Annotated in this window: 9 protein-coding genes; 1 reads left to right on the forward strand and 8 read right to left on the reverse strand. The window is 39.1% G+C overall.

Translation table 11 applies throughout. From position 1 onward, the window contains the following. Positions 1 to 24 precede the first annotated feature (24 nt). Positions 25 to 843: an undecaprenyl-diphosphate phosphatase gene (locus ACTU7M_RS06290; RefSeq protein WP_443473536.1), complete on the reverse strand. Its 819-nt coding sequence runs from the start codon at positions 841 to 843 to the stop codon at positions 25 to 27. Positions 844 to 989: 146 nt separating this feature from the next. Beyond that, positions 990 to 2,738 carry a DUF4153 domain-containing protein gene (locus tag ACTU7M_RS06295; RefSeq protein WP_443473537.1) on the reverse strand — a complete coding sequence of 583 codons (1,749 nt, stop codon included), beginning with the start codon at positions 2,736 to 2,738 and terminating at the stop codon, positions 990 to 992. Positions 2,739 to 3,232: 494 nt separating this feature from the next. Between ACTU7M_RS06295 and ACTU7M_RS06300 the strand changes: the two genes are divergently transcribed. Beyond that, positions 3,233 to 4,069: an AraC family transcriptional regulator gene (locus tag ACTU7M_RS06300; RefSeq protein ID WP_443473538.1), complete on the forward strand. Its 837-nt coding sequence runs from the start codon at positions 3,233 to 3,235 to the stop codon at positions 4,067 to 4,069. A gap of 32 nt (positions 4,070 to 4,101) precedes the next feature. On the opposite strand, the gene ACTU7M_RS06305 is transcribed toward ACTU7M_RS06300, so the two are convergent. The 6 genes from ACTU7M_RS06305 to ACTU7M_RS06330 all read right to left on the reverse strand — a co-directional run bounded on the left by ACTU7M_RS06305 (position 4,102) and on the right by ACTU7M_RS06330 (position 12,356). Beyond that, entirely contained in the window at positions 4,102 to 5,532 is a 1,431-nt protein-coding gene (locus ACTU7M_RS06305; protein ID WP_443473539.1) for an FAD/NAD(P)-binding protein, read from the reverse strand. Positions 5,533 to 5,609: 77 nt separating this feature from the next. Continuing rightward, on the reverse strand, positions 5,610 to 6,032 hold the full coding sequence (locus tag ACTU7M_RS06310) for a GNAT family N-acetyltransferase (RefSeq protein WP_443473540.1): 423 nt from the start codon (positions 6,030 to 6,032) through the stop codon (positions 5,610 to 5,612). Positions 6,033 to 6,160: 128 nt separating this feature from the next. Continuing rightward, complete coding sequence (locus ACTU7M_RS06315; RefSeq protein WP_443473541.1) at positions 6,161 to 7,384, reverse strand: glycosyl hydrolase family 8; 1,224 nt, start codon at positions 7,382 to 7,384, stop codon at positions 6,161 to 6,163. Positions 7,385 to 7,457: 73 nt separating this feature from the next. Then, positions 7,458 to 10,616: a polysaccharide deacetylase family protein gene (locus ACTU7M_RS06320; RefSeq protein WP_443473542.1), complete on the reverse strand. Its 3,159-nt coding sequence runs from the start codon at positions 10,614 to 10,616 to the stop codon at positions 7,458 to 7,460. A 556-nt stretch (positions 10,617 to 11,172) separates the two neighbouring features. Next, complete coding sequence (locus tag ACTU7M_RS06325; RefSeq protein ID WP_443473543.1) at positions 11,173 to 12,078, reverse strand: hypothetical protein; 906 nt, start codon at positions 12,076 to 12,078, stop codon at positions 11,173 to 11,175. Positions 12,079 to 12,155: 77 nt separating this feature from the next. Beyond that, complete coding sequence (locus ACTU7M_RS06330; protein WP_443473544.1) at positions 12,156 to 12,356, reverse strand: hypothetical protein; 201 nt, start codon at positions 12,354 to 12,356, stop codon at positions 12,156 to 12,158. Between the last annotated feature and the right edge of the window lie 92 nt (positions 12,357 to 12,448).

Below are 12,448 nucleotides of genomic sequence, written 5' to 3' on the forward strand. Positions count from 1 at the left end.
ATTATTACCCTCATTCTAACATTATCATCCGAAAAAGAGGAAATATCCGATTACGAGAATTCCTAGAACGATACGATACCATCCAAAAGCCTTGAAGTCATTGTTTTGAATGTATTTAATCAAGAATTTAATGGCTACAACGGAAACAAGGAAAGCAACAACCATACCTGTTAGGAGGATGGTTAGTTCCATCCCGGTAAAGTTGAATCCAAATTTAACGAGCTTCAGAGCGCTAGCTCCGAACATAATTGGAATCGACAAGAAGAAAGAATATTCTGCTGCGATAAAACGGGATGTTCCCACGATAATGGCGCCCAAAATAGTTGCGCCAGAGCGAGATGTTCCGGGAATAAGCGACAAACATTGGAATAATCCAATGATAAATGCTGTTTTATATGACATTTCCTGGAAGCTTGTTACACTTGCTTTTTCACCTTTGTTGCGATTTTCGATCACGATGAATAAAACGCCATAAACGATTAACATAATAGCTACTACGAGGTAATTATAAAAATGTGCGTTCAACCAGTCATCCAATAATAACCCTAGAACACCGGCAGGAATGACCCCCACCACAACTTTATACCAGATTTCCATCGTTTCTTTCTTCTCTTGTGCCGTTTTCTTGGGCGAGAAGGGATTCAGTTTGTGAAAGTACAAGGTTACAACTGCTAAAATCGCCCCCAGTTGAATGACCACAAAAAACATTTCTTTAAACGCAGCAGTCATATCCAATTGGATGAACTCTTCTACCAAAATCATGTGTCCCGTACTTGATATCGGCAACCATTCGGTAATTCCTTCTACAATACCAAGAATGATGGCCTTTAAAATTTCTATCATCTATTTAATATCCCCCTTTATAACAATACCTTCATTCTACTAAAACAACGTCAAATTATGAACAAGGAATTTCTTAAATGTTCGATAATAACCTTTAAATCAGAAAAATGCAGCAACGAAATTACGAGTCGTTGCTGCATCTTCTATCATTTAATGGTGATGATAACGAAAAGTTCACCATTTGTGACATCATTATATTCTTCCAGTTGTGTGATGATGACAGTCATTTTTGCTTGTTCATTTTCCTGTGTCTCCATCATGGATTCAAGCGTCACATTTCCACCTTTTTGCGTTTCATCTGCTTCCGAGAAGGCCTTCTCAAATAATTGTTGCATCTCAAAACGCAATATTTGCGTTCCCGAATTATTTTCCAGAATCAAAGAATCAGCATCTTCGATTATCAGGTTTAGGTCTTCACTAACTTTTTGACTACGATTTTCCTCATTGTTGTAGAGACTTACCTTGAGTAAATAATCTGCTCCTTCCAATGAAACCGAACCCGCTCCTTCCCAATCAAGGTAAACAAATCTCCCCTCCGGAGCAAATGGCCCATCGTCTGGCGATACAGAATAAATCATATTGAAGCCAAATACTTCGTTAAAGTCGGAGTAAATGTCAAAATTATCTGGCAAAAAAGAAACTTGGTCCACATCTCCCCAAACTGTTAAATAATCTACACTTTTTGTAATTGCAACCTTATCTTCTAAAGGTATTTGGGAATTGGGTACAATTTCGTCAGCAACCAACATATCATTTTCTTGTAATTTCCTTTCCAACAAATTCTGTTGACTGCCTCGACCAACTGAGAAAGCATCAATGACGGGCGCAACCGAAATAAGCGAAAGGGCAATCAAGACGGGCGCAATCCAACCACTTCTTTCTTTTGGAAAAAAGCTAAATATGATGGCCGCAACGGTCGCAAAAATCCCAAACAGAATGACATAGTAACGCCCATGCGTAATACCAAGATTTTGAATACGCAAAATGCTCGCTGCAGTCTGGAAGAGGACAACCACCAACATAATTTTGGGGAATATTCTTCGGAAGAGGCGACTATATTTATGGTCGATGTTGCAGACCAAAAGATAAACAACGATAACAATGATCGCATAGGATACCAACAAGGGTTCAAGTAAGTTGTTGGTCCAGAATTCCCCACCTATATTCAAGACGACATATGCCGTCAAGACCAATGTGTAAATGGCAACCAAAGGAATCACGATATACACAAGTAAAATCTCAAGAAAACGTGGTACTTTTGTTGCGTGGTCCGCATCTGTTGGATTGGTTTTCTTATAATTTGGGATAAGACTCAAAAAATAGATGGGGGCGAATAGCGTTCCGATTATATTGAATGCATGCCCGTAAACACGTGAGTCAAAATTGAACAAAAGAAAATCAACACTTCCCAGAATCGCCGAGACGCCTATTGACAAAACAACCGCCATCAAAAAGGTCATCATCACAGACTCAAAAATAATCAGGAAATTTGAGTGAAAATATAAACGGTCAGATTTTATGGTTGGAATCCAAATAAAAGCAATGAACAGAGCGAATAATAAAACAATCGTCCGAATAGGATAAATTAAGTCGTATTGATTATTACTCGGCAAACTGAAGTAATACAAAATTGCCAACACCACCGCCAAAAAAGCCAATAACCATCGATTATTTTCTTTAACAAAGAAATGTTCATAAAGATGTTGTGCTACTGCTGCCAGCATAACCCCCGTTAATGCCGTATATAACCAACGACTATACAAGTCGAAGTCATTTTGGATTTGCATGGCATTTAGCGTTGCCACTACTAGAAGCCAAAGAATCGTGACGGGATATCTGCTTAAAGATTGCACGATACCGGTAACACCCTTCTTAAAACTGTTTAGAATATTCATTTCCCTTACCTCCTCAAACCTTACTTTTAATAAATAAGCCTAATATATCAACATCTTTACTTATCATACCGAACCAACAACATGAAAACATTTGTTTGTTTTATTTTCGAAAATACCCAAGCCTATGGAGCCTTATTTATACCGCATAAAATACTTAATTTTATCTAAATTATAAAAAATTTTAGTGACAACTTTTTAGCATAATGTTATACTTGATTTTCGAAAATAATCAAAAGTTTATTTTTTCGGAACAAAAATGTTCGCTCTAGCTTTTTTTATTTTAGTAACGTAAAATAATGATTCTTCGCTAGACAAGTTGATACTAAAAAAATTACTTTATTATTATTTCATCAATTTCACTATTATTTTTTTGGTTTTTCAAGGTAAATTACTAGACATTCCCAAAAAATGCTTTATTATATTAATAGTAATCAATAAAATTATTATAAAAAATATATCTATCATATACAATTAACCTTAAGAGGAGGGTAACCATGTACACCATGTCGAATTTCAAAAACTTGTCTCTCAAAATTGTTTCTGCCACAAGAATGACTGTTACGCCCGAACTTACCACCACTTTCCAAAAACAACCACACGTTAAGATGATTTACATTCATAACGGTGAAGCAACATTAACTTTTAAAGATTCTTCACGTACAGTTGGAAAAAATCAAATTATTTTGATTAATCCTAATATCGATCATTATTGGGATTTAGAAAATAATACAAGCATAGATATTACAGAAGTCGGAATCCATGGCTTAGAATTTTCTTCCGTAAGTGAAGCTGATGGCGAATTTACCTATTACGTTCATGACGAAAAAGAAGCGGATACAAGTCAATTCATCACATTCCTTACTAAAGAAATGACTGCTAAGAAATCTGGTTATGAGGAAGTCGCAAAACGTTATATTGAAGTTATTTTAATCCATCTATTGCGTGACGAAGAGTTCTCTATCCGTAATTCACTAAACAAGAAAAATCATAAAGAAATCCAGACAGTTAAGAACTTTATGAAAGTGAACTACCACAAAAACATCACTTTGGATGACTTGGTTGAACTGATCCACATTAATAAATTCTATTTAATCCGTATTTTCAAACAAGAAGTTGGTATGTCACCAATCGACTATTTGATTCACGTTCGAATTGATGAGGCACAAAAGATGTTGCGTAATACCAATATTGCAATTGCCGACATTGCCCATTTGGTTGGCTTCCAATCGCCATCCCATTTCTCTAAAACATTCCGTGAGTTGTCTAACATGACGCCTTCACAATACCGTCGTCAAGGCAATATGCCACCGACACCACCACAAAATTTCTAACCTTGAGAAGAGCGTCCATCTGGAAGCTCTTTTTATTTATTTATTTTTACGACTCGATAAGCATGATCACGAATCATCCCTACCGTGTTATTTCCATATTGCAACCCACTGATGAGTTGTCCATGGATCACCAAATTAGAAATAATACCGTAGCGTTGACTAACTGCCTGAGAAGTTGGCCAAATAACCTGAATACCCCCAAAAACTTCCGGTTGCACAATACGTTTATTCAACAAATTATTTAATAGCTTGCTATTGTTGTAGGATTTCTCAATATTTTTATCCTGGCCTGTTGCATTAATGAGATAATCAACTTGAATATTTTTTCCGTTTTCGAAAGAAACATCAAAAGCTCCCTGCACATCAGCAATCGCTTTCAATTCCTTGTGGATAGAAATTTTCCCCGATTCACACCCTTCAAGCAATTCTGAAATTGACTCGCTTGGAATTGGACTCCGAAAGCGTTCGAAGTCAGCACGATAATCATGAAAATATTGTTTTTTATCCGTTTCGTTTAACGCTAGCCAATAATCTGCTAAATAGGGGTCCATGGCATGAATAATCATCTGAAGCATTCCCAACTGACCTTCATCCGTTAGCTGCGCTTTTAAGTCATCGATATCCCCTTTTGAATAACGATTCAAAAGCGCTCCCACATTGATTTCTTTATCCTCACATTCCAACTTGAACCATTCAATCATTTTTGAAAGGGATACAAATCCACCATTATGCTTCTTCTCTCTTTCGAGCTGTTCAAGCGTGAGGTAATTTAACGCATCATCCGGTTCCTCCCCTCTTACTGACGAAAAAGTCCCAGTGTCAGAAAAGAAATATATTTTTATTCCTTCACGCTTCCTTAACAAATAGCGCATCATATCAATACCGGTCAAGCCGGTTCCAACAATACCGACACGCGAACCATTAGGTATGGCTTCCAGTTTTTCATAAGTTGGATAGGGATTATAGATAAAGCTAGGATGTCCTTTTAAGTGGTAAGGATCCTGATAGGGCAGGTGGCCGATGCATAAATGAACCATATTGACTTGTTTTTCGCTGTTTAACGTTTTCAATATTATTGCTCCATCTATTTTAATAGAAAGATCTTGCACTTCTTCCTTAATAATGGTGGGCTTGAGTATTTCAATCGCTTTGTTCATGGTCTCTTGTAAGTACTCACCATACCAAGTTCTGGGTAAATGCGCTTTCTCCCCGTCATTGAAACCTTTATTTACTGCTGCCCATTTTACAAAATCGAGCGGGTCTTCTACTTTAATACTCATTGTTTCTGCCCTTTGATTCAATAAAAGGATACTTGTGTCCGGCTGATAAGGGAGTCCGGTTCCAAAAGTATCTGGATCTGTATAAATAATGATTTCAGCATCAGCATACTCAGGGAACTTCGTCATGGCATGGAGTACACTCACCCCGGCGGCGCCCATTCCCACGATTGCTATTTTTGTCACACGTATTCCTCTTTTCTTAACTCTATTTTACTCCACATATCTTTATAACATGTATGATAACAACTGTTGTTGAAATTTTACCCTTTTACCCACTGCATCCGAAACTGTTTTTCATTGAGCACTTCATCCATACTTGTTTCTATATTAGAGAAGCCCATTTTTTCATAGAACTGAATTGCTTTTTCATTGCGAGCATAAACATTTAAAGTCAAGGAGTCTTCCTCTCTCTTTGCCCAATTTACTAATGCAGTGCCTAAACCTTTGTGTTGTTGGCCAGGGGAAACAAATAACGCATTGACTTCACTTCCCATCATGGATACAAATCCATCGCAATCACCTACTACCCAGTTTTGAGACAAAGGCAAATATAGCTCACGCATCGTTGTTTTATTTGCTTCCCAATATTTCGGGTCAATGAAATCATGGGCCTTGAGGGACGCTTCATACCAAAGCTCTATCAATTTATCTAAATCTTGTTCTTCTGCTTCTCTTATAATCATTTTTTACCTTCTTTCTAAGTAAATTATACCACCTCCACAGACCACCACATATTATCAACCCCAATAGATACAAAAATACCGAGCTACTTTAAAATAGTAGTCCGGTATTTTTATATCCATAATTTTATTTATATATTTGTCACGTTAATGGATGGGTTTTCCGCTTCCCCCATGAATAGCATGACAAGTAAGCGGATTGTGTCACTGTAATAATTACTGGCTTCATCCGGTCCCAGTTGTTTTGTCATTTTTTCCCATAAAAGATTGACCCACTCCTGGTTATCAGCATTTATGGAACCACTCATGATAAACGGAGCGACAAAAGCCATGTCGGTATAGCTGACAAGCGCATTTCCAGCCAAATCGTAACCAGACTTAATCATGGAAGGATCACCGTTCGTCATTTCGATGACCCAAGCGTTGATTTTTTCTATCTGCTGCTTCACTTCTATGTTATTTGTGACGTAATAACCAGAGGCTAACCGCCAAGGGACGCGGCATGCATTGTAGGCATAATAGGCATCATTTTCTCTTTCCAGAAAATTTTGTTCCACAGGAATCCATTCATCTTCCTGTTTCCGAACAAAATCAGGAAGGAGCCCTGTTTCGGGGCTGAATTTATTTTGGATGCTTGCGGTCAGTTCGATGGTCTTATCCAATACTTGTAGCCAGCGCTCATCACCTGTCACTTCGTAAAAGGTAGCCATATGACCAATCATCCAATCCGAGGTCCTTGTGGCTTTCCCATATTTGGGGTCTTCATCCCTAACCCAATCACCAAGCTTCAAAGTCCACTCATCATGGTTAACAACTGTTTCCATCAAAGCGTAAATTATTGTGATTGCTTCCTGCTTGTAGTCGATATCGCCATCGCTCCCCCACAGCTGGTCGGCAAGTAATAAGGAAAAAGCGATATCCATATCACCGTCTGTGGCAGATCCAGTATGGCTACCATTTTTGTCATCCATCATCGTTCCATCTGATTGACGCGTTTGTTTCCAGGCCATAAAGGAACGATTTCGGTCCGAGGGATGAGACTTGGCATAGTGATACATACCATCAAAATGTTTTTTTGTTTCGATGCCATACTGCCCTTCCGTCATTACCAAGATTAACATCCCATAACCATGCGCTTCCGAAACGGTACTATCATTGTCATCATACGCCACATAATATTGATCTTCATCAATTTGCTTCAAATACCGTTCGTTCCATACCTCGAAAGCATACTGGATATCTTTTTCTCTCTGCTCCTCTGAGACATTATCTGGATACATGACCTTTTCCTGCTCCCTTGAATTACACCCTCCGATAACGAATGCAAGCGCCAACAAAACCAAGTTCTTCAACATTTTTTTCATCCTCTGGTTTATCACCTCAATTCCTGTTTCCGGCCTATCGTGAAACGAGAGCTTCACACATTACTCATGTCACATGACCGGTTCGTTGTAATTTATTCCAGCCCTGCAACTGTCCTTTGATAGCATTGACAAAACTTCTCCATACAACAATGGTAAAAAATTGGCGGTATACTATCCGTTGAATGAACAGTGTCAGTAATGGTTTTTTCTTTTCTTTTTCCAAATTGAAAGCATAGATAGAAACTGAGCTGTCCGCCAATAAAAACGCTAAATAGAAATAGATTACAGACATATTACCAGAGATAAGCGCCAGAATCAAAATGTAGTCTACAAGTGGCGCAGTTGCCAACAAGACATATTGGAAAATCATATTCGGCATGGCCAGGAATCCGAGTTTTTTATTTTTCATATTGAATAAAGCTGTTCGGTGCTTCCAAATGCACTGTAGAATACCAAAGGTCCAACGGTAGCGCTGCTTAGTAAAACTTTTTAAATCTTCGGGTGCTTCCGTATAAGCAATCGCTGCAACTTCACTTCTTATTTTATAACCCTTGCGCAACAGCTTCATCGTGACATCAGTATCTTCCGCCAGTGTATCTTCTTCGAATAAACCAACTTCCAGCAAGGCACTCTTTCTCCAAGCTCCGATGGCTCCTGGAACAACAGTAATACTATCCAATTCATCAAACGCACGTTTTTCCAAGTTGAATCCAGTCACATACTCGATATGTTGCCACCAAGTAAGAAGGTTTTTCCTGTTCCCGATTTTCACATTTCCCGAAACAGCACCAACTTCAGGATTTTCTAAATGTCTGATAATCAGAGCAATCGTGTCTTCCACGATGAGCGTATCGGCATCCAGGGTAACAATAATTTCTGATGAAATTTTTTGAATACCCAGGTTCAAAGCAGAGGCTTTTCCGCCATTTTCTTTTCTCAGCAAGCGAATGTTAGGATACTTTTTGCTTGCTGCTTCCACGATGCTTGCTGTTTTGTCTTTTGAACCATCATCTACAATCAGGATTTCAAAATGGGGATAGCTACTCGCCAAAATGGACTGGATGGTATTTCCGATTACTGTTTCCTCATTGTAAGCAGCAATCAGAACCGTAACAAACGGACGTTTGTCTTCGTCGAACACAAGCTTTTCACTTTTTCTTTTTTGTTTGTAACTGAAAATAACCAAAATGACGAGACGTACCAAGCCTATACCAATCAATACAGATAAGAGATTTCTTGCGAATGTGATGAACATCGCATTAAAGGAAGAACCAAATTGAAACAGCGGGACCATTGTCTTTTCAGCCTCTTGAACATCCGGCATCACAAGTTTTCGTTCCAATCCCACTAATTCACTCACCGGAACAATTGAATAGTCATTCTCTTTCAGCCATTCGATAACCCTTGGTAGGGCCTCAATCGTCGGGTTTCGATCACCACCGGAATCGTGGAAAAGAATCGTACGCCCATTTTGAATTCGTTTGATGGTGTCATTAAATATCTGTTCTGCTGTTCCTCCGTTCCAATCTCTGGGATCTATTGTCGAACTAACAACAGTATATCCCATCTCTTGAATGGTCAAAAAGCGATTCAGTACTTTTTTGGACGGCAATTCATTAGGTTCGTCGTTCAACAAAAGATAAGGGGGGCGGAACATGATTACTGAGTGCCCCGTAATTCCTTGAATGACACGTTGAGTGGAATTTAACTCAAACTCCAACTGCTGATTGGAAACTGACATTATGTCTTTATGCGTATAAGTGTGGCTGCCAATTTCGTGCCCTTCATCATAGATTTTTTTCGTAAGTTCGGGGTACATCGAGGCGTTTTGGCCAATCAGGAAAAAGGCTGCTTTCACATTGTATTGGTCTAAAATTTCTAAAACTCTTCCAGTATATTTTGGATTAGGTCCGTCATCAAAAGAGATGGCTACCTTTTTCTCATTCATTCCATATTTTTCCAGAAGATAGGGCGTTGGGTATTTTTCATAAGTCGCCTTGGTTATAAAATGATGGTCTATTTCGAGGTTCCTTTTCCCTTCCGCCTCTACCATCGTCACTTTTAGAAAGTCTCCATCCCCGGATACCGCGGTAGATACACGGTTCGGTATTGTTTCCAAATCCAGGGCATCAACCTTATCATTTACCAACAATTTCCAGATGGACGGATCTTCCGAACCCAGATTCCAAACACCTATGGATGGAATTTCCTTGCTTTGGGCCAGTTTCATTTGATTATAAAAAGTCGTCCCATCCAAAAGCCAGATGACATGTTCTTCTTTATCTTTTTTATAGCGAATATAGGGATTTAATAAATGATCTTCCCACTGTATTTCGAATTTTTGCCTATTGACCATTTCCATTAAACTGGTGAAATCATATGGGATGGCGGGCTCATTAGTTGTCAAGTTCCAGGCATATCCATAGTTGGCCAATAAAGGAACCAGTTTTTCTGTTTCCCCCTGATATTGATCCAGTGTCTCTTGTGTCCACTGAAAAGATGCCAAAGGACCCGGTTCATCTTTTTCAATATGTTGGTCAAATACATTAGCCATAATATGATCCGAGACTTGGGTAAGAAACTTGGTGTCATAGGTTTCATCGCCTAACCGAACAAAAACCGTAAGGAGCAAATTAGATTGATGGAAAGTGTTATATAAATCAGTAACAAACTCATTATATAGCTCTCTATCATCCCAATGGACTGCCGAAAGATTTAAATGCAGACCCTTGTAGCCTTTGGTTTTAATCTTATTTAGCAGATTCTTGATTATTTTATCCTTGATTGCTGGGTTTGAAAGCCAATCATGAAGATCATCGGCTGTGGTGCTCTCACTTAAGGAAATAGATGGGACAATTTGTACGTTGTTCTCAGTTGCCAATAAATCAATCTCTAGATCCGATTTTTCTATAATTGAACCTTCTTTGTCAAACAAAAACCAATCTGGAACTAAAATGTCAATGCTATCAATATTTCCCAGGAGGGAATCGTTGTTCTCCTTGTTGGGAAATCCGTCCAGTTGGTAAAAGGCAAATACTTTCGGTTTTGTTTCTTCTCCCGTCACATTGATTGAATCCAGTGTTGCGAAATCTTCTTGCAGGAGCACCGGATTATTAATGGGTTCAAAGTTTCCAAATCCCATCTCCAAGTTGGTCAGGATCGGTTGAGCAAGTAGACCTCTTATAATCAGAGCCAGGAAAACGATCGTAATCAGGAAAAGCAAGTAAAAAATTCTTTTGGAGTATTTCCACCTCTTCCCTGAACTTTCAAGAAATATGAATTTTTTAGTTTCGGTAAGATGTATTTTCATTTAAAACAACTCACTTTTCAAAATTGTTCATAAGCGTCACCGGTGACCTGTGAGGCAACGAAAAGATAAGGTTGTTGGTCGTTTGGTGGCAGGTGTTAAAATGTGGTGGTGACGCAAGGACTGGTAATCGAAGATTATTTTGGGGGACCCAGTTGGTGAAAAAAGGGTATAACAAATAAAGCTACTTGTATCGTGGATAAAAAAGTTGTAAGAGGGATAAAATTTGGAGAGTCAGAAAAGAAGAGTGTTTTTCCAGAAGTGATTTGATACGTATTGAAAGGTGGAGAGTGGATTATTCTATGGTTACTTTAGCACGCTTCCTATTGTTTGTCACTGGTTTTCTCACTTTATTTTAATTTAAACCTTGTGGAAACCGAACATCAATTAATTTTTTAATCTAAAAATGACGAAACGCGAGAAAAAGTAACTGCCAACTAAGTTTTGGCAGTTACTTTTTCCGTTACATTTACTATGCTGAAGCTTTTTTATAGTGGGATAGGGCAAATGTCCCTAGACCCGCGATAGCCATCAGAACCCATAAGAAGAAATTGAGAATCGGTATCATCCCAATCAGTCCTAGAATAAGTAGACTCAAAACAACCAGCCAGCTTTCCTTAATCCGCTTAGTACCATGGATTCTTCTAGTAAGTGCAAGAGCAGCCGCAACAGAAACAAATATTTTAGCTAGGTAGAGCATGATGCCATACCCTGTCAACAAAATAAATGCCAACGGGATTCCGATAATGGTTATCATCAGCAAGATACCAAGTAGTGGTGTCACCAACAATGCCAATAGGCCAATTCCCATAGTGGCTAGTGGTCTTTCCAACAGAGGTTGTGCTGTTCTTTCCCACCAAGTTGGGCGCCATAATTTAATTACTAACCAGATTAAGGCAGCACTAAGTACACTTAAAACCGCGAACCAGATTTGGGAACCAAAGCCTCGACGCATCTGCCTGTTATACATATCCTGTCTGTTTCTCTCAACCTGGCGGAAATCGGTCTCGCCCTGCACTTGGGCTCCTGATTCCATGTTGGCTTCTTTATCGCTCGTGTAAGTAAGGTCGCCATTGATTACCGCCGCGTTTCCCAGGGATAATCGATTTAAATCAAGATTGACGTCTCCTCCGATGGAGCCATTCAATACAATGCTATCGCCTGCGCCAAACATGTGCCGTTCAACAGCTCCCGCTTGAATGATCGTACTCCCTGCTGTAAATAAATCCCTACCTAAAGATGCATCTTCTCCAATGGTCAGAGTTTGGCCGGCCATGAAAGTATCCTGTGCAACTTCACCTTCCATGATAATAGTCATCCCAGCAAAATAAACATTTCCAGTTATTTCCCCGGTTATGGTTGCGTTCTGTGCCGCCACAAACAGATCACCATTAATAGTACCATTAATCTGGACATTTTCACCGGTGACAAAAGCCGTCCCATTGACAGTCCCATCTACGCGTACCAAAGTACCAGAAAAAAACCAGGTCCTTCAACGGTTTCTTCCTGTGCCAAAGTATCGATTTCAGGCATCATGTCCCAGGAAGAAGCAAACGCCTTAGCGGAAAATAGAAACGTAGCGAGAAACAAGACAATCATACCGATTTTCTTGAAGAGAGAGACGCTGTTAACGTTTCCCTTCGTCGTCTTATTCATAATTTTTCCTCATTTCTTGAAAAGAAAAACCTTCAAGCAGTATAAAAGATGATTTAGGGGTTTGTGTTTGCGAGGGTGATTGCTTACGTCGC

It is taken from the genome of Jeotgalibaca sp. A122, assembly GCF_052266715.1.
Lineage (GTDB): Bacteria > Bacillota > Bacilli > Lactobacillales > Aerococcaceae > Jeotgalibaca.

Coding starts and splice junctions, on each gene's coding strand:
- ACTU7M_RS06290 (WP_443473536.1), bottom strand. CDS start 843: ATGATAGAAATTTTAAAGGCCATCATTCTTGGTATTGTAGAAGGAATT.
- ACTU7M_RS06295 (WP_443473537.1), bottom strand. CDS start 2,738: ATGAATATTCTAAACAGTTTTAAGAAGGGTGTTACCGGTATCGTGCAA.
- ACTU7M_RS06300 (WP_443473538.1), top strand. CDS start 3,233: ATGTACACCATGTCGAATTTCAAAAACTTGTCTCTCAAAATTGTTTCT.
- ACTU7M_RS06310 (WP_443473540.1), bottom strand. CDS start 6,032: ATGATTATAAGAGAAGCAGAAGAACAAGATTTAGATAAATTGATAGAG.
- ACTU7M_RS06315 (WP_443473541.1), bottom strand. CDS start 7,384: ATGTTGAAGAACTTGGTTTTGTTGGCGCTTGCATTCGTTATCGGAGGG.
- ACTU7M_RS06330 (WP_443473544.1), bottom strand. CDS start 12,356: ATGAATAAGACGACGAAGGGAAACGTTAACAGCGTCTCTCTCTTCAAG.